This window comes from Chitinophagaceae bacterium C216 (assembly GCA_028485475.2).
GTDB classification, from domain to species: domain Bacteria; phylum Bacteroidota; class Bacteroidia; order Chitinophagales; family Chitinophagaceae; genus Niabella; species Niabella composti.
The window spans coordinates 1,327,512-1,345,561 of sequence record CP144143.1; the positions used below are offsets into that span (position 1 = coordinate 1,327,512).

At 39.3% G+C, this 18,050-nt stretch carries 18 protein-coding genes; 11 read left to right on the plus strand and 7 right to left on the minus strand.

Annotated features, from left to right (window positions below; genetic code table 11):
- The first annotated feature begins 202 nt into the window (after positions 1-202).
- A complete protein-coding gene (locus tag PIECOFPK_RS05485) occupies positions 203-811 on the plus strand; it encodes an OmpH family outer membrane protein (RefSeq protein ID WP_330973409.1) in 609 nt (202 codons plus the stop codon).
- Positions 812-823: 12 nt separating this feature from the next.
- On the opposite strand, the gene mtaB is transcribed toward PIECOFPK_RS05485, so the two are convergent.
- Positions 824-2,113 (minus strand): tRNA (N(6)-L-threonylcarbamoyladenosine(37)-C(2))-methylthiotransferase MtaB, encoded by a 1,290-nt coding sequence (mtaB, locus tag PIECOFPK_RS05490; protein ID WP_330973410.1) that lies wholly within the window; start codon positions 2,111-2,113, stop codon positions 824-826.
- Positions 2,114-2,268: 155 nt separating this feature from the next.
- Between mtaB and PIECOFPK_RS05495 the strand changes: the two genes are divergently transcribed.
- Both PIECOFPK_RS05495 and priA read left to right on the plus strand, forming a co-directional pair.
- Positions 2,269-3,009, plus strand: coding sequence for a lysophospholipid acyltransferase family protein (locus tag PIECOFPK_RS05495; protein ID WP_330973411.1), 741 nt, complete (start codon positions 2,269-2,271; stop codon positions 3,007-3,009).
- A 35-nt stretch (positions 3,010-3,044) separates the two neighbouring features.
- Entirely contained in the window at positions 3,045-5,531 is a 2,487-nt protein-coding gene (priA, locus tag PIECOFPK_RS05500; protein ID WP_409966692.1) for a primosomal protein N', read from the plus strand.
- 30 nt (positions 5,532-5,561) lie between these two features.
- Here the strand turns inward: priA and PIECOFPK_RS05505 are convergent, their stop codons facing one another.
- Positions 5,562-6,893, minus strand: a complete 1,332-nt coding sequence (locus PIECOFPK_RS05505; RefSeq protein WP_330973413.1) for a sialate O-acetylesterase — start codon at positions 6,891-6,893, stop codon at positions 5,562-5,564.
- Positions 6,894-7,463: 570 nt separating this feature from the next.
- On the opposite strand from PIECOFPK_RS05505, the gene PIECOFPK_RS05510 reads away from it, so the two are divergent.
- Positions 7,464-7,799: an MmcQ/YjbR family DNA-binding protein gene (locus tag PIECOFPK_RS05510; protein ID WP_330973414.1), complete on the plus strand. Its 336-nt coding sequence runs from the start codon at positions 7,464-7,466 to the stop codon at positions 7,797-7,799.
- Here the strand turns inward: PIECOFPK_RS05510 and cysM are convergent.
- On the minus strand, positions 7,796-8,677 hold the full coding sequence (gene cysM / locus PIECOFPK_RS05515; protein ID WP_330973415.1) for a cysteine synthase CysM: 882 nt from the start codon (positions 8,675-8,677) through the stop codon (positions 7,796-7,798). The genes PIECOFPK_RS05510 and cysM overlap by 4 nt on opposite strands.
- Positions 8,678-8,778: 101 nt before the next feature.
- Between cysM and PIECOFPK_RS05520 the strand changes: the two genes are divergently transcribed.
- The 3 genes from PIECOFPK_RS05520 to PIECOFPK_RS05530 all read left to right on the plus strand — a co-directional run bounded on the left by PIECOFPK_RS05520 (position 8,779) and on the right by PIECOFPK_RS05530 (position 11,188).
- Positions 8,779-10,188 carry an FAD-binding oxidoreductase gene (locus PIECOFPK_RS05520; RefSeq protein ID WP_330973416.1) on the plus strand — a complete coding sequence of 470 codons (1,410 nt, stop codon included), beginning with the start codon at positions 8,779-8,781 and terminating at the stop codon, positions 10,186-10,188.
- Positions 10,189-10,272: 84 nt separating this feature from the next.
- Positions 10,273-10,950, plus strand: a complete 678-nt coding sequence (locus PIECOFPK_RS05525; RefSeq protein ID WP_330973417.1) for a hypothetical protein — start codon at positions 10,273-10,275, stop codon at positions 10,948-10,950.
- Between the two features lie 73 nt (positions 10,951-11,023).
- Entirely contained in the window at positions 11,024-11,188 is a 165-nt protein-coding gene (locus PIECOFPK_RS05530; protein ID WP_330973418.1) for a DUF6728 family protein, read from the plus strand.
- On the opposite strand, the gene lpxB is transcribed toward PIECOFPK_RS05530, so the two are convergent.
- Positions 11,174-12,319 (minus strand): lipid-A-disaccharide synthase, encoded by a 1,146-nt coding sequence (gene lpxB / locus PIECOFPK_RS05535; RefSeq protein WP_409966693.1) that lies wholly within the window; start codon positions 12,317-12,319, stop codon positions 11,174-11,176. The two genes, PIECOFPK_RS05530 and lpxB, sit on opposite strands and share 15 nt — an antisense overlap.
- A 21-nt stretch (positions 12,320-12,340) precedes the next feature.
- A complete protein-coding gene (gene surE, locus PIECOFPK_RS05540) occupies positions 12,341-13,183 on the minus strand; it encodes a 5'/3'-nucleotidase SurE (protein ID WP_409966694.1) in 843 nt (280 codons plus the stop codon).
- Positions 13,184-13,376: 193 nt separating this feature from the next.
- On the opposite strand from surE, the gene PIECOFPK_RS05545 reads away from it, so the two are divergent.
- Together PIECOFPK_RS05545 and PIECOFPK_RS05550 are read left to right on the plus strand one after the other, a co-directional pair.
- Positions 13,377-13,832, plus strand: a complete 456-nt coding sequence (locus tag PIECOFPK_RS05545; RefSeq protein ID WP_330973421.1) for a hypothetical protein — start codon at positions 13,377-13,379, stop codon at positions 13,830-13,832.
- A 233-nt stretch (positions 13,833-14,065) separates the two neighbouring features.
- On the plus strand, positions 14,066-14,488 hold the full coding sequence (locus tag PIECOFPK_RS05550) for a winged helix-turn-helix transcriptional regulator (RefSeq protein WP_330973422.1): 423 nt from the start codon (positions 14,066-14,068) through the stop codon (positions 14,486-14,488).
- Between the two features lie 61 nt (positions 14,489-14,549).
- On the opposite strand, the gene PIECOFPK_RS05555 is transcribed toward PIECOFPK_RS05550, so the two are convergent.
- Both PIECOFPK_RS05555 and PIECOFPK_RS05560 read right to left on the minus strand, forming a co-directional pair.
- Positions 14,550-15,410, minus strand: a complete 861-nt coding sequence (locus PIECOFPK_RS05555; RefSeq protein WP_330973423.1) for a helix-turn-helix domain-containing protein — start codon at positions 15,408-15,410, stop codon at positions 14,550-14,552.
- Between the two features lie 206 nt (positions 15,411-15,616).
- Complete coding sequence (locus PIECOFPK_RS05560) at positions 15,617-16,036, minus strand: OsmC family protein (protein ID WP_330973424.1); 420 nt, start codon at positions 16,034-16,036, stop codon at positions 15,617-15,619.
- A 703-nt stretch (positions 16,037-16,739) separates the two neighbouring features.
- On the opposite strand from PIECOFPK_RS05560, the gene PIECOFPK_RS05565 reads away from it, so the two are divergent.
- Both PIECOFPK_RS05565 and PIECOFPK_RS05570 read left to right on the plus strand, forming a co-directional pair.
- Positions 16,740-17,147, plus strand: a complete 408-nt coding sequence (locus tag PIECOFPK_RS05565) for a hypothetical protein (protein ID WP_330973425.1) — start codon at positions 16,740-16,742, stop codon at positions 17,145-17,147.
- A gap of 441 nt (positions 17,148-17,588) precedes the next feature.
- Positions 17,589-17,999 (plus strand): hypothetical protein, encoded by a 411-nt coding sequence (locus PIECOFPK_RS05570; RefSeq protein WP_330973426.1) that lies wholly within the window; start codon positions 17,589-17,591, stop codon positions 17,997-17,999.
- Positions 18,000-18,050: the final 51 nt, after the last annotated feature.

Sequence of the window (18,050 nt, forward strand, 5' to 3'; positions counted from 1 at the left end):
AAAATTATACAAGGAGCAATCGATAAGGTTGCTCCTTTTTTATTATTTGTAGTGTTATATAATCATAACATTATAAAAGCAACCCTATTGCTTGGGTTCAAGTATTGGCGACGGATTCCGTTAACCCTTTCCTAAGAAACGGCTTTATATTCGTTTTTTTTAGGATTGATCCTTATATTGCAACTTTAAAATCTATATAACTATGAAGCAAGCCTTATTGGTGGTAAATGCGTTTTTGCTGGTTGCAGTTTCCTACTTACTGTATAAGGATTTTACAAGGAAAGATACCGTTCCAAGTGCTGCTGCAGCCCAAGCAATCGATAAGGACTCGCTCGCAAACAAGCGTATTTTGTTTGCTTATATTAATCCAGATTCCATACAGAATCAATATATACTGGCAAAAGAAGTTTCCAAAGAGTTTGAAAGAAAAAGTGAAGCGCTGAATAATGAAATCAGCAAAATGGAGCGCGCATATAAAGAGAAGTTGGAAAAATATCAAGAGAAAGCTCCTACCATGACGGAGGAAGAAATGAATGCCGCCAGACAGGATATGGAGGTAACCCAAAGACAAATGGTTGAACGGAAACAGGCACTGGAAGAGGAGTTTGGCCAGTGGATAGCATCCAGAAATGTAAGTGTACGCAAAAAAATACAGGAATTTTTAAAGAAGTATAATGCCAACGGCATGTATACTTTTATCTTCTCGCACGAAAATTTCTTTTATTATAGCGACCCCGCTTATGATATTACAAAGGAAGTTATAAAGGGACTCAACGAAGAATATAAAACAGCTTCGAAAAAAGAAAAATAAGACCCTTTGTAATTATAAGGTCCACTCTACGATTTGGTTGGCCCATTCCTCTTTAAAAGGAGCGGTAACTCGGATGTAGTTATCGGTATAACCTTCCATCATACCATTTTTATTATGGTGTTCGAATAACACTTTGCGTGTTTGTCCGGCGTGTTGCGCCTCGAAATACTGCGATTTCATATAGGACAAATTGCGCAATATCTTATTTCGCTCGTGACGAACATGCATAGGTACTACCGGTTTCTGCGTGAGGGCGTGTGTATTATCTCGTTCAGAATAAGTAAATACATGCAAATAGGTAATATCCAGTTCGTGAAGGAAATTATAAGTTTCTTGGAAGTCTTCATCGGCTTCTCCCGGAAAACCTACAATGACATCCACACCAATAGCACAATGTGGCATAAATTGCTTAATAAGCCCTACACGTTCTGCATATAATTCGCGTCTATATCGACGACGCATCATTCCCAGAACCTTGTTACTACCGCTTTGCAAAGGAATGTGAAAATGCGGCATAAACCTACGACTGTTAGCCACAAACTCTATAATCTCGTTGGTAAGCAGATTGGGTTCGATAGACGAAATACGATAACGTTCAATTCCTTCAACTCTATCCAGTTCCTGAATTAGTTTATAAAAATTTTCTTCACGCTGGTTGAGTCCTATTGGACCATTACCATCAGGGCCTTTTCCGAAATCTCCTAAGTTAATACCCGTAAGTACAATTTCCTTGACTCCGCTAGCTGCCAGCGCTTCGGCATTTTTAACCACATTGGCAATACTATCACTACGACTCTTTCCACGAGCCATGGGTATAGTACAGAAAGAGCAGTTATAATCGCATCCATCTTGTACTTTTAAAAAAGTGCGCGTGCGGTCGTTGATAGAGTAGGAGGCATTAAAGCCGGTGACATCTTCAATATCGCAACTGCATATCTTAGCCGAGTCGCCTTTGGATATTTCTCTGAGATGTTTAACAATATTAAATTTTTCCGCGGCTCCCAATACAAGGTCTACTCCCGGAATTTCAGCAATTTCTTTAGGTTTTAATTGTGCGTAGCAACCCGTGATAACGATAATGCTTGCTGGCGCTTTACGCTGAATACGGCGTACCAATTGCCGACATTCCTTGTCTGCATTTTCCGTCACCGAGCAGGTATTAATTACGTATATGTCGGCAGCATCCGTAAATTCACGTTTCTCAAACCCCTCATTTTCCATCAAGCGGGACAACGAGGAAGTCTCAGAGTAGTTTAATTTACAGCCTAATGTGTGAAAAGCTACAGTTTTCGCGCCTTGCATAAGTCTGCAAAGGTACTTCTTTTATCGGGATTTTACGCGGTTTAGCGTTCCGGGTAGCTAACGGTAAATTCTCGACACCACGGGGCTTATGAATGCGTATTTTGGAGGGGAGGTAGACCATTCTATCAACTTTCCTGCTACATTTGTTACAGAATATGAAGTTTTTACGATTTCTTTTCACTTTATATGCCGCCATCATTTTTGTTGTATTGATGCTGCTAATTTTTCCCTTGGTGGTGATAGCAAGCCTTTGGGGGCGTATCAAGGGAGGGAATATGATTTACAGGCTTTGTACATTTTGGGCCGATGTGTGGTTTGCCTTGGTATGTATACGTGTCAAGAAAATATACCAACCAGGCTATCGCAAAACGCCAAGGAGTATTATTGTGGCTAACCATATTTCCTACATGGATATTCCTATGTTGGTGAAGGTATTTCGGGAGCCGGTGCGTCCACTAGGAAAAATTGAAATGACTAAAGTGCCCATTTTTGGATTTATTTATAAGAATGCCATCGTAACGGTAGATAGAAGTGATGCGGCACATCGTGCTGCCAGTCTGAAAATTTTGCGTTCTATTTTAAATAAAGGGATATCCATATTCGTATTCCCCGAGGGAACTTTCAATGAAACTCATCAACCATTAAAAGAATTTTACAACGGAGCATTCAAGCTAGCTGTAGAAACACAAACTCCTATACAACCGGTACTTTTTTTAGATACTTTTGATAGAATGCATTATAGCAGCGTGTTCTCTTTAAACCCGGGCATTAGTCGAGTTGTTTTTCTGGATACCGTTTCTGTTGCCAATAAAAGTATGCATACAGTAAAAGAAGAAGTATTTTTAGCAATGGAACAAGCCTTGAGAGAATATCGTGCAACATGGATTAAGGGTTAAGTGAGCTCATTTTGGACTAAACAGATGGATTGGAAGTGGCGTCAATAAAAAATATCGATAATACTACTCTTTATGCCGAGGTGATCATACCATTGGCCTTGCCCCTGAATTATACTTGGGTGGTGCCCCAGCGTTTTCAAGAGACGGTACAGCCGGGATGCCGGGTAGAAGTGAATTTGGGAAAGAATAAAAGATATGCGGGCGTAGTAAAACGTGTGCATCATGAGCCACCGGATTTTGTGGAAACCAAAGAAGTGTTGAATGTGCTGGACGCGCAACCTGTTGTGTATGAGCAGCAATTACGCTTGTGGGAGTGGATGGCGCGCTATTACATGTGTACCGAAGGAGAAGTAATGGCTGCAGCACTACCTGCGCATTTCAAATTGTCTAGCGAAACAATTCTGGTATTTAATGAAGAAGCAGGTGATGATTTTACCAATTTGGATACAGAAGAATATCTGGTTGCAGAAGCATTGCACATCCGAAGAGAATTAAGACTACCCGAAGTACAGCAGATATTGGATGCTACGCATGTGTATCCTGTCATTAATCGCTTGATACAAAAAAGGATTTGCTACGTTTGGGAAGCATTAAAAGAAACCTACAACCCCAAGAAAGAAACATATATTGCATTGCATCCCGATTATGATTCTGAAGCTGCATTAGAGCGTTTGTTGAATGAGGATAAGCGGTTACAGCGTGCTGAAAAGCAAATGCAGTTATTACTAGCCTATTTGCATTTTCAAAGAACCGAAGGCGAGATTACCAAAGCTGAATTACTGAAAAAGGCTGGGGCCACTGATGCGCACTTAAAAGGATTAATTGAGAAAGGGATATTAATTGCAGAAAAAAGAACAGTTGATCGAATTAAAGGTGCTGCTAAACAGATCGAAGTAAATTTTGAACTTTCATCGGCCCAAGAGAATGCATTGCAAGAAATTAGCGATGTGTTTACATCAAAGAATATTTGTTTACTACACGGTGTAACCTCCAGCGGTAAAACGGAAATTTACATCAGATTGATCGAGCGGTATCTGAAAGCGGGTCGACAGATATTATATATGTTGCCCGAGATAGCTTTGACGGCCCAGACTATTAGAAGATTAGAAAAACATTTTGGAGGACATATTGGAGTATATCATTCTAAGTTTTCTCAAAACGAGCGCATTGAAATATGGAATAAAGTGAAGGACGGGCGAGTTAAAGTGGTATTAGGAGCCCGTTCGGCCTTGTTCTTGCCATTTGATGATTTGGGACTTATTATCTGCGATGAAGAACACGATACTTCTTATAAGCAAATGGAGCCTGCTCCCCGCTATCATGCACGGGATACTGCTATTTATATGGCTTCTTTGTATGAGGATTGTAAAGTGCTGCTCGGTAGTGCTACACCTTCGTTAGAGTCTTATTACAATGCTACTGCAGGTAAATATGGATTGGTGAAGCTGATGCAACGTTATGGCGATATTGCTATGCCCGAAATCGAGATGATAGATACACGGCGTTATCGATCGGCCAATGATGCAGAGAATATTCTTACACAGCCTTTGCGCGAGGCTATTCAAGCTGCACTGAATGATCAAAAACAGGTAATTCTGTTTCAAAATCGAAGAGGATATACGCCATATCAGCGGTGTAGCACTTGTGGCTGGGTGCCTCAGTGTAGGCATTGCGACGTATCACTCACGTATCATAAGTTCTATAATAAGCTTGTTTGTCATTATTGCGGAACCAGTTATCCGCCTGTTATTACCTGTGCGCGTTGTGGAAACCACGATTTTATTCAAAAGCAATTTGGAACGGAAAAAATTGAAGAAGCATTAAAAGAATTTTTTCCTGATGCACGTACAGCAAGAATGGATATTGATTCGGTAAAAGGAAAAAATGCCCATCATCAGCTGATTCAGGATTTCGAGCAGCATAAAATTGATATTCTGGTAGGTACGCAAATGGTAGTAAAGGGACTGGATTTTGAAAACGTAAGTCTGGTGGGCATTCTCGACGCAGATGGGATTCTATCCTTTGCCGATTTTAGAGTGAATGAACGGGCGTATCAGTTAATGGAGCAGGTGAGTGGAAGAGCAGGCAGAAAGCATGGTAAAGGTAAAGTACTGATTCAAACTTCGCAAATGCAACATCCTGTATTGTTGCAGGTAAAGCAGCACGATTATACAGGATTGTATGAAAATGAAATAAGCAAAAGAGAGCAGTTTTTTTATCCTCCCTTCTCCCGCATCATTAAACTCACTTTTAAGAATAAGCAGAAGGAGGTGGTGCGCGACGCCGCACAGTTATTTGCCGGTGCGTTGTCCAGTAAATATGGAAAGTATCTTACAGGGCCTGCAGAGCCAATTGTCAATAAAGTGCGTAATCAGTATTTAATGGAGTTGTTATTAAAGTTGCCACGGAGTGCTAAGGTACTCGAACAATGTAAAAAAGATATTTTATATCAGGTGGCAGTCCTCCATCAGGAAAAAAGATATAAATCTGTTATTGTAATACCCGATGTGGACGGCGTATGATATACCGCACACATCGGGATATATCACAGATTACTTAGGTTGTTCTACAATTTTAGTGGTATCAACGCTCCAATTGTCGGTTCTAAACGGCGCTACAGGAAGTCCCTCTTTACTGAAAATATTGGATATAGATGTATTGCTGAATGAAAATCTTACTGCCTCAGGTTGTTTCACGTTTTTACTGGAAACAATTAATCTATCTTTTTCAATTTTCACATCCGCAGGATGAAATACTTTGTCAGAACCTGCGATATAAAATTCTGTGGCAGTTTTACCATTACTCAGTTTAAACCCATTAGGTGCATTATCGAAAAACAGGTGCGCTTTATCTCCTTTTATATCCATTCGGGTAAACATAGGGCTTTTGTAGATGCCCACTTGCTGGCCATAAGTTTCGGCTAATGCGTATGCGGCCAATCTCTTTGCAACGTCTATTTTATTGCTGGGATGTATATCTTTTACATTCTCTACTAAATCCGTAATAACAACCATTCCTGTATTAGGTGTACTAAGGGCTTTTGTTTGCTGCTCTCTTACCAAATTACCTACATTATGATTGCCGTATGTGTAGGGGGCTATTTGTACATAATAGAAAGGAAATTCCTTATTCCACGCAGCTCTCCAACTTTTAATCATAGACGAGAAAAGCTGGCTATAGGTAAAGGGCATGGTGGTATTGCTTTCTCCCTGGTACCAGATGGCCCCTGCAATGGAAAACTGGGTAAGTGGATATATCATGGCATTATATGCGTAGCCAGGTAGGGTGGGCCACCATGGCGTAGTACCTAACATTTTCGCTGCTTGAAGTAATGTTTCATTGTTATTAATAATTTCTGCAGGTGTCCATGCCTCTGCCGGAGTGCCACCCCAACTGGAATTGATAACACCGATAGGCACATTGAGTTTTTGTTGCAGTTCTTTTGCGAAGAAGTAGCCTACAGCGCTAAATCCTTTTAAAGATTCAGGGCCGCATATTTTCCAGCTCCCTTCCAGATCATCTTGAGGATAAGGAGAGGTAGTTTTAGTTACATGAAACAGCCGGATATTGTCGTTGTGGCTTACGGGTAGCTCATCTAAAATTTGTTTTAACTTCTGGTGACTACTCCACTCCATATTGGACTGCCCGGAACAAACCCACACCTCACCAATCATGATGTTTTCTAAAACAATGGTGTTGTCCCCTTTTAATGTAATGCTGTAAGGGCCGCCCGCAGCCGGTGTCTGTAATTTAATCTTCCATCTTGCATTTCCGTCGGCTACAACTGAGTCAGTGTGATTGTTCCAAGAAGTGGTAACATATATTTTCTCAGCAGCGTTAGCCCAACCCCATAAGTAAGCTTCGCTTTTCTGCTGCAGCACCATATTGCTGCCAATTATATGCGGCAATCGTATGTGGGCATATGAAGAAAAATGAAATGCTAAAATTGTCAGAAAACTAATAAGACATGCGAGGACTTTTTTGTTGAATGGTAAGCAATTCATTGTTGAATGATTTTTTATTATGTGGATAAATGAGGATTGAAATTAATGAGTTTCTGAGTTTGAAGAAGATTTTTTGAAAGCTTATTGAGAACGATTTTATTACTGCTTATTTCAGCAGTTGCACTAATCAATAAATATTTGTGTGATTGACAATAATAGTGGCCAAGAAAGAGTATGTCGTTTACTCCTATCCGTTTTCTATGAGCATTGTTCAATTGTATGGGTGTTAATCTTTGTTTGCATTGCGTAAGTATTTTATGAGGTAACTTTTATTTGAGAATAATAAAACTGCAAATAGTTATGGAAAGGATAAATAAACACCATGGTATCAGTGTTATCGTTAAGAAATTATAAATGATTTTTCAGAGTAATCATCAATTCCATGAATTTGGGATTTAAGCGAATCGTTTCTATTTGACCCCCTAGCCAATATTTATTATTTTAGTTACGATGGATATAGAAACTATACGCTACTATTGTTTAAGCAAACCTGATGTAGCGGAAACAATGCCATTCGGTCCCGATACGCTAGTGTACAAAGTCAATGGCAAAATTTTTTTGCTGATGGGAATGGATAACGTCCCACTCTCATTTAATGTAAAATGCGATCCTGATGTTGCGATAGAATTAAGAGAACGTTACCCATGTGTAATGCCGGGGTATCATATGAACAAGAAACATTGGAATACCATCATCGTTGATGGTTCCGTTTCTTTTAAGCAACTTAAGGAGTGGATCGATCATTCCTACGATCTCGTAGTAGGGAAAAAGAAACGAAGCAATTAATCGAATAGATCAGAAGACAAATAACGATCGCCTCTGTCGCAGATGATACATACAATCACTCCCGATTCCAGTTCCTTAGAGAGTTCTAGGGCTGCATGAACCGCACCTCCGCTACTCATGCCGGCAAACACTGCTTCTTCTCGGGCCAATCTTTTCGCCATTATTCTCGCGTCTTGCTCATCCACTTCTATGATACGATCTACACGGCTGCGATCAAATATTTTGGGCAAATAAGCTTCAGGCCATTTTCGTATTCCTGGAATATTGGAATTGTCTGTAGGCTGACAACCTACGATTTGAATATTACTATTCACTTCTTTCAGATACTGGCTTACTCCCATGATGGTTCCGGTAGTTCCCATGGAGGAAACAAAATGGGTGATTTGATGGTTGGTATCTCGCCAGATTTCTGGTCCGGTTGTTTTATAGTGCATTCCCGGATTATCAGGGTTGCCAAACTGATTCAGCATTAGATAATCCCCTTGCGCAGCTTTTTCACGTGCATAATCGATAGAGCCTTCCATCCCTTTATCTTTGGGAGTTAAAGTAACGGTAGCTCCAAAGGCACGCATCGTCAGCACCCGTTCTCTTGTTGCGTTTTCGGGCATTACCAGTTCTATTTCAACTCCAAACAAGTTCGCTATCATTGCTAGGGCAATACCTGTATTACCGCTGGTAGCTTCAATGAGCTTCATGCCCGGTTTTAACTCGCCACGATCAAGAGCGCCCTTAATCATGCCATAAGCTGCACGGTCCTTCACGCTGCCCCCGGGATTATTACCCTCCAGTTTGGCATATATTTTTACATTTTTATTTACGGATATCTTATTTAATTCTACTAGTGGTGTATTGCCTATTTGTTCTAAAATTCCGGACATTGTCTATGAATATTTTATTATAATCGTCCAAAGATAAGTATGTTGTTTTTAACAGATTGTCGAAAAGCAACAAGCATTAAAAAGTTTATATATTTACAACAATGAGCGTATTGCAAAAAACAATAACACTTGATCTTGCCGAATCGTTCAAAAAAATTGTAGGAGAGGCGTATTTTTTTACCGATGAAGCAACTTTACAGGATTATTCGAAGGATGCAACTGAAACGCTGCAATTTAGTCCCCAAGCGGTTTTGAAACCTGCAACTGCAGATGAAATTAGCGCCATTTTAAAAATTTGTAATCAGTATAAAATTCCTGTAACACCGCGTGGTGGCGGCACAGGGCTTTCCGGTGGGGCGCTTCCGTATCTGGGCGGTATTGTTATTTCTACGGAGCGTTTGAATAAAATACTTCATATCGATGAGCGCAATTTGCAGGTCACTACCGAGCCGGGTGTCATTACCGAGGTATTACAAAGAGAAGTAGCGGCTCGAGGGCTGTTTTATCCACCCGATCCTTCGAGCAAAGGTTCGTGCTTTATCGGGGGCAATATTGCCGAAAACAGCGGTGGTCCGCGCGCTGTAAAATATGGTGTAGTAAAGGACTACGTGCTGAATCTGGAAGTAGTATTGCCTACAGGTGAGATCATTTGGACCGGTGCCAATGTATTGAAGAATGTAACAGGGTATAATCTTACTCAACTCATTATTGGAAGCGAAGGTACTTTAGGCATCGTTACCAAAATTGTTTTGAAATTGATACCACTGCCTAAGTATGATATACTGATGCTGGCACCTTTTAATGATTTGGATAAAGCATGTGAAGCAGTAAGTGTTATCTTTAGAGCTGGATGTACACCCAGTGCATTGGAACTGATGGAGATTGATGCCCTAACTATTGTAAGCCAGATGGTGGGTACTCATGCGGCCCCTGTAAACAGCAGTATTGCCGCACATTTACTTATTGAGTTGGACGGAAATAACAAAGATGTGTTGGTGGGAGAAATGGAGCAAATAGCTGCCTTAATGGAGCAACATGGAGCGGGCGATTTACTTTTGGCCGAGGATGCGCAACAAAAAGAGGAACTTTGGAAGCTTCGCCGCCGCATGGCTGAATATGTAAAGATGTGTGGCTATACGATTGAAGAGGACGTAGTAGTGCCACGTGCAGAATTGTCCCGTTTAATTAAAGTATTGAAAGAAATGGGGCATAAGCATCAGTTTAAATCTGTAGCCTATGGGCATGCCGGTGATGGGAATTTGCATATCCGTATTAAAAAGGATTCGGTAGCGGATAGCTATAAAAACCCCGAAATGCAGCTGATACTGCGCGAATTGTTTCAGCAGATAAAAGCTCTGGGGGGCACGATCACAGGCGAACACGGTGTTGGATTGATCCAAAAAGGATTTATGGATATTATGTTTGAAGAGCGCACATTACAAATCATGCGCGATATCAAGCGGGCTTTTGATCCCAATAATATCTTGAACCCGGGAAAGATTTTTGATTAATATGTAATTATTTGAAACTTTTGTTTTCATGAGTGCTAGCTAAAAAATATATCCTAATTTTACCTCATCGAAAATTGAATGCTAATGAAGACTTGTCGTTTTGCGATTATATTGACTGTGTTTGTAGTTACTGCTTTAAACGCATTTGCTCAACAGGAAAGAAAAGAGCGTGCTAGTGATAATTCAGTACCGGAAGAAAAAGGATTTAAAAAGCATCACTTATTTACCGGAGGTGGTGTAACCGCATCTTTTTATACCGGTGGTACCGTATTAGGATTGAGTCCTGTTTTGGGTTATAAATTCAATGATTATGTAGATGGTGGCGTTCTGCTCCATTATGTTTATCATGGAGCCAGAGATTGGCGCGAGATAAATGATAAGTTTAGAAGACATGTATATGGTCCGGGTATTTTTACAAGAGTGTATCCTGTACCATTTATTTTTGTACAAGGACAGTTAGAGCATAATTTTATTGCAGAGAATTACACTGCAAAGCCCGGTAGTGCTTATTATGCCAGCGGTAAATTTAGAGCCAATGCTACATCTCTTTTATTAGGAGGAGGCCTTTCTACAGGACGTCTGAAGGGTGGTACTACGTTCTTCTATTTGTCTGTACTGGCCGATGTATTGAAAAATAGAAATAGTCCTTATGTAGATGTAGATTATTATGGAACGCCCAATGAAAAGGTAAGGATTGTTCCAGTGATTCGTGCCGGTGTGAATGTAGGATTGTTCCAAGGACGTTATGGTGTGTATGACTAGGTGATAACTATTCTTTTATTTTCGGCTTTATTCAATATTAAACTTTCATTAGTATAAATCTGTTATCAAACTAATGGGTGTTTTAAAGCAACTGGCAGAATACTTATACCTTCGTAAGAAGGATCCCAATCGGCCGAAGAGCTCATGGGTAAAGTATATGCACGGGATTAACCGTATCAGCCTTTTTCTGTTTATTATTTGTTTGATTATCTTGGCAATAAAACTATTGCGCAGCTAATTCGCTGATAATGGCCGCTGCGTTTTCCGAGGCGATACTATTGGTGGTGAGTAAAGCCCTTAACCGGCTGTAATCTTCTTGAATCTGTTTTTGCTTTGTCTCATCGTGTAGCAACAAATGCAATTCTTTGATAAGATTAGGGACATTCATATCCCTCTGAATCAGCTCTTTCACCACTTCCTTGTTCATAATCAGGTTTACCAACGAAATATATTGGATGCTAATCACACGTTTGGCAATCTGATAGCTGATTTCAGAACCTTTATAACATACTACTTCTGGAACACCAAACAGGGCTGTCTCTAGGGTAGCCGTTCCGGAGGTGACCAAAGCAGCTTTTGACTGCATCAGGAGGTCGTAAGTACGGTTCTGCACTAAACTTATATTAGGGTAGGGGGCAGTAAAGGTATCGTAAAACGAAGTGTCGAGCGAGGGGGCTTGCGCTACAACAAATTGATAGTCCGGAAAAGTTTTGCTTACCTCCAGCATTACCGGCAACTTTTTTTCTATCTCCTGTTTGCGGCTTCCCGGAAGAAGTGCAACGATGGGCTTTTGATTAACTTCTCCTTGGCGGTTGCGGATAATCAGGTCTGTGCCTGCTTGTTGTTTTTTAGTAACTTCTTCAATAAGGGGATGCCCCACATAAGTTACATCCCAGTTCCATTTATGGAGATAGTACTCTTTTTCAAAAGGAAGGATGACAAGCATTTTGTCGATACATTGCTTCATCATCTTTACGCGATTTTCTTTCCATGCCCACACCTGCGGAGAAATGTAGTAAACCACCTTTAGGTTTTGTTGTTTAGCCCATTTGGCAATGCGAAGATTAAAGCCCGGATAATCGATAAGCACCAGTACATCTGGTTTGAATGATAGAATATCCTGCTTGCATTGTTTGAGATTTCGGAGTATTGTACGAAGGTTTTTTACTACTTCAATAAAACCCATAAAGGCTAGGTCTCTATAATGTTTAACCAGCTCCATGCCGGCCTGCTGCATTTTATCGCCACCCCAGCCCCGTATTTGGGCATGAGGTTCGATTTTTTTGAGTGCAGCAACTAGGTTGCCTCCATGCAAATCTCCCGAAGCCTCTCCGGCAATAATGTAATATCTGCGATATCCGGTATTCAATGCTTTATCTTTTATGATTTCCTATTCTGATTTTCGCATGCTGCGTTTAACAATTTTCTTTACGGGCTCTTTTCCCTTGCGCGTAGTAGTATCTTTCCATTGTTTTTCCAGTCGTTTCTTCAAAGTGTAATTAGTAAGGTCAAACTGTACCGGAACGATGCTTACATAATTATTTGCAAGTGCCCATACATCGCTATCACGTGCATTGTCAAAATTGAGAAACTCTCCCGTGAGCCAATAATACTTTCTGCCTCCAGGATCTTTTCTTTCTATAAATTTCTCCTGGTATTTTGCATAAGCCTGCTTGCATATTTTATATCCTTTGATATCGGATAAGGGAAGATCGGGTATGTTTACATTCAACAGCATATGCTTAGTGGTTCTTTCCTTCAACATTTTTTCGGTAATGAGCCGTGCATAATGTTGTGCTGCTGAAAAATCGGCGTGATGATCGTAGCTCATCAGCGAAAACCCTACCGCAGGGATGCTTTCAATAGCAGCTTCCATAGCTGCAGACATGGTACCCGAATAAATTACATTTATGCTGTGGTTCGGTCCATGATTAATACCACTCAAACATAAATCGGGTTTACGATGCAGTACTTTGTCTACTGCAAGTTTAACACAGTCTACCGGCGTACCTGAACAGGCGTATGCTTCTACTCCCTCAAATGTATCCACTTTATCCAATCGTATAGGATGCCCTATCGTAATGGCATGTCCCATTCCCGACTGCGGTTTATCAGGGGCTACAATTACTATTTTCCCAAACTCCTTTACAGCTTCGTATAATGCCCTGATACCGGGAGCGGAAATGCCATCATCATTGGTAATGAGGATAACTGGTTTGTTTTTCTTTGCCATAGAAAGCAAATTTATGATATTGTGCTCTTACATGAGGATTTAACGGAAGTACATCATAAATGATTGCGATATGCTGATTTTGTGCAAATCTTAATGTTTTTATAAAATGACTAGGACAGTCATCCTTTCTTTTTCCCTCTCCGTCTAAAGTGTAGAAGATGAATTCAGATTATTCACTTTAAAACTTAAGGCCATGAAAAAGTATATTATCGTTTCGTTTATGCTTGCTGGAATCTTAATGATGCAAAATGCTACTGCGCAATTAAGCATCAATATTAATATTGGTAACCAGCCGGCATGGGGGCCTGTAGGATACAACTATGTGCGTTATTATTATCTCCCAGAAATTAATGTGTACTACGATGTGGATGCGAAAATGTTTATTTATCCTTCGGGTCGTAAATGGGTTACTGCCCGCTATCTGCCTCGTAACTATGGCCATATAGATTTATACAAAACCTATAAGGTTGTGATAAACCGCAATTATCCTCCTTATCGTGACAATCGTGCTGATATCGCTAAGTATAGCAGATATAAAAATATCAGAAATCAAGTGGTGATTCGTGATAGCAGGGATAGAAGATATTTAGAAAGCAACAATCGTACGCATGAGGATCGAATCATTGCCAGAAACAGAGCCAGAAGATAGGTATATTAATACACCATTGTAGAAACCGCCTTGTGGCGGTTTTTCTTTTTTTATATAAAAAAGATGCATGAAAATAGCCAAATGTGCTTTCAGACTTGCTATGTGCAAGCGTTTGCGCAGAATGTTTACATTCTTTTAAAACATTTAAATTAAAAGTAATTGTAACTTTGGTCTTTGCAAGGGAAAAGTTTAATTAACGATACAAAAATTTTAGAACGGTTATGAAAGATGTTATGAAAAGATCGGAGTGCCCCATAAGCAATTGTCTGGATTTTGTAGGGGATAAATGGTCTCTGCTAATTATCAGAGATATTGCGCTGGATGGTAAAACTACCTTTGGCGAATTTATTGAGTCAGGAGAAGGTATTGCAACAAATATCCTGTCTTCCCGCCTGAAACAACTGGAGGCTGAAGGATTTATTGCAAAGTATCCTCTGGAAGGTAAAAACCGTACCGGCTACTATCTTACCAAAAAAGGCATTGAATTGGTACCCATTATTGCCGAAATGTATTTGTGGGGTTTGAAGCATGGTGGTTCGAATACCAGAAAGAAGTTTGCTTCTGCTTTAAAAAGAGACAAAGAATCGGCTATACAGGAGCTTACAGAAGAGTTGCTGAAGAATGCAAAAGCGCTTCAGAAACGTTCTAAGAAATAATCTCTAAGATAGTATTTGTGGAAACTGAGCTGTCCCACCTTGTTATCATAAGCAGGACAGCTCAGTTTGTTTCTTTAAGAAAACTGGTCCTGTAGTGCGATGGTGTGGTGCCGGTTTTTTGCAGAAAAAGTCTGCTGAAATAGGCCGGATCGTCATAACCCAGTTCGTATCCTATCTCTTTGGCTGTAAGATCTGTGTGCACCAGGAGCCGCTTGGCTTCCAGCAGGATTCTGTTTTTGATGATCTCGTTAGGTTGAGGAAGATTCAGCTTTTTGAATTTATGTGTAAGTGTTTTGGGAGCCATAAATAACATGGCTGCATAATCGGCAACATTGTGCTTTTCTTTATAATGCTTTTCTACCAGCAACGTAAATTTCCGAAAGAACTCTACATCGGTGGGCTGCTTGGAAAGTGTCTCATGTAAGTGTTGTTGTTTCCATAATCGGGCAGCCTTTATAAATAATTGTTTCAGATACGTACGTAGCATTTCTTCCTGAGAAGATTGTTGTTGTTCCAGTTCATAGAGCATATCCTCGAAAATAGCGCTGTAATAAGGCTGGTCTTCGGAAGGGAGTTGCACGAAGGGGATATTATGAATGTTGTTAAATAGTATGCCATCGCAAGCTACTTCGTGGTCGTGAATCTGGATACAATAGAAATCCCGATTGTAAAAGATAAGATATCCCTGTTCTCGAGTAGATTTGTTGATATACAAATATTGATCTGTATTTACAAAAAATAGCGATGCTCGGCTTATTTTGTAAGAGGAGAGGTCAATCTGCAATGAATAACCTTTAGGAATATACAATACTCTGATAAATTGTTTATACGTTCCATTATTAATTTCCTCTATAGTTGTTTCATCGAGCTTAATTATTCCCAGTGTTTTTAGGTCGCTTTTAAAAAGAGGGATTGAATGCATGGGTGTTATCATTTGTTATCATATATATGTTAAAAATTATATACAATGAGGTCAAAAGTAGGGGTATTTGACTCTTTATCATGATATTTTCCCAACAAAACTCCTTTGTTGTATTTTTTTCCTTTGCGGGCATAAAAAAGTTGTAATCCAAGTTACAAAAAAACAGGGATTACAACGTATATATAGAGAGTATGGATATTGCCTAATTAAGGAGCTGCGATAAGTTGAGCCTGTAGGGTAATCTCCAGATTATAGGCTTTACTTACTGGGCAGTTTGCCTTGGCATCAGCAGCTATTTGCTGAAACTGTTCGTCGGTGATACCGGGTATCCTAGCTTGAACACTTAATGCAGATCTGGTAATAGCTCCATTCTCTAAAGAGACAACCGCTTCTGTTACAAGCTCCTCCGGGGTGAAGCCCGCAGCAGTCAGGTCTGCACTAAGTTTCATGGTAAAACATCCTGCATGGGCTGCAGCCATTAATTCTTCGGGATTGGTTCCTGGTTTATTCTCAAAACGAGACACAAAGGAATACGGAGTTTGATTAAGCGTTTGGCTTTGTGTACTAAGTATTCCTTTTCCTTCTTTGATAGTGCCGTTCCATACGGCTGTAGCTGAACGATTCATAATAGTGCTTTTGAAGGTTAAGAGTGTTTATTAAGATTAATAGTACAAAGATGGTACCTTAAAAGCCGCGAGGGAATGGATAAAGGTGGATGACTATTGTACTTTTTTCCTTTGCATCAATCATTCAAGTTCGGCGCGCATCCAAATAAGTATTCTAATAAGTGCTTTCATAATGAAGGGAATGTTATGTTTAGGCATAAAAAACCATATATATTATTTCTTATAATATAGTTGGGTATCATAAAAAATGCCATTGCAATTATTTGTATTTCAATATCTTATGTAGTATTCTGAAAATTTTAGCTTCCTATTATTCTAACAAGATTGGTTTGTAGTAGGCTTTAAGTCGAAGTATTTTTGTGTCAGAAATACATAATTCACATACACTGCAGCTGCATTGTAAAATTGGAATTAAAAAATACGATTACCCTGAAAACTTTCGCTTGCACGTTTTGTTTGCCCCCGACGATGCTGACCATGTAGATGAATAAAAATATTTGTTAACTATTAAAAATAAAAAAGGAGGCAATATGAAAGCGATTTTATCAAAAGCAAAAAGTATAGCCTACATTCTGGGAGTAGTATTTGCGAACACTTTGACATCTCAGCCCATGTACGGAAGCAGCAAATAATTCTAAACCATTTGCACTTCCTTTTCACTTATTCGGTAAAAATATTTATCACACTATAAAAATTATTAATTATGAAAACAGTATTTACCAACACTAAAGCCTTAATTCTGGCATTAGTTACCCTTTTTGCCGCTTCTCTTGCAGTTCCTGCATTTGCAAACAATGAAGAAACTGTAGCAAAAGCTGAAGTTAGTTACATTGGCAATCTGAATGATTTACCGGTGTATCGTCTTTCTTTAACCAATCCAAGCAATGAAGTGCTTTTCGTTACAGTTAGCGATAACTACGGTAATATTCTGTATAACGAAAAATTAAGTGGTACTAGCATTGTAAGAAACTATCAATTTGATACAGATATCTATAGCGAATATAACTTTAACTTTACCATTTCCAATGTTAAAGGGAAAGTGGTAGGCGTATATAATGTAAACAAGCGCAATAAAGTAATTGACGAGATTGCAGTAAATAAAGTAAAATAATCGGGTACAATCGTTTTGGATGGATAAAAGCCCTGCTGAATAGCAGGGCTTTTTAAGTTTCGTATAGGATAAAAAATTTTGGATATCATAAAACAGAATATTGTATCTTATTGATTATGATATAGTTATAATTTCTATTGTCTTTTTAGACTTCTTTATTCAACGCCATAATCGTCTTTATCCCTATAGTTTTAGCTTATACCTTTGCGGTCAATTAAATGAGTTGATAAAAGTTAATATTCCGTTGGAAATGAAAATATGATGATTCAGAAACGGAATATACGCGAGCAACCAGAAGCTGTTTTTTGTGTGCATTTGATCCATCAAAGCTAAGAATTAGCAGTAGTGATATGTTTTTCTAAACAGCATCATAGCTTAATAGCATAGCTAATTATTGGTTTATACTATAAATGAATTGTAAAAATTTTAAACCCTTATTTTATGAAGAAGTATTTTTCTAAGAGTAAATTTATTGCTCTTTTAGCCATTACCCTCGTCACCACTACTGTTGCTGCTTCGGTATTTACCGTAAAGCTGAAAAATGACACCACACCTGATTTGGAGTATGTTGGTGATGTTAATAATCTGCCTGTTTATCGTTTGTCTTTAAAGAACAAAACAAATGATAGGTACTTCGTATCTGTAACTGATAAAGAAGGCAACGTGATCTACTGTCAGGAAGTAGAGGGCGCTAATATTGTGCGTAACTATCAATTCAACAGCCAAGAGCATAGCGATGAGTACGAGCTTACACTTACTGTAACTGATTTGAAAGGTAAAACTGTGGCTTCGTACGATATTTCAAAAAGCAACAAAGTGGTAAGTGAGGTTTCTGTAAATGAAGTGAAGTAATTGTTGTTAGATTGTATTAAAAAAATAACCCCGGAACTCCGGGGTTATTTT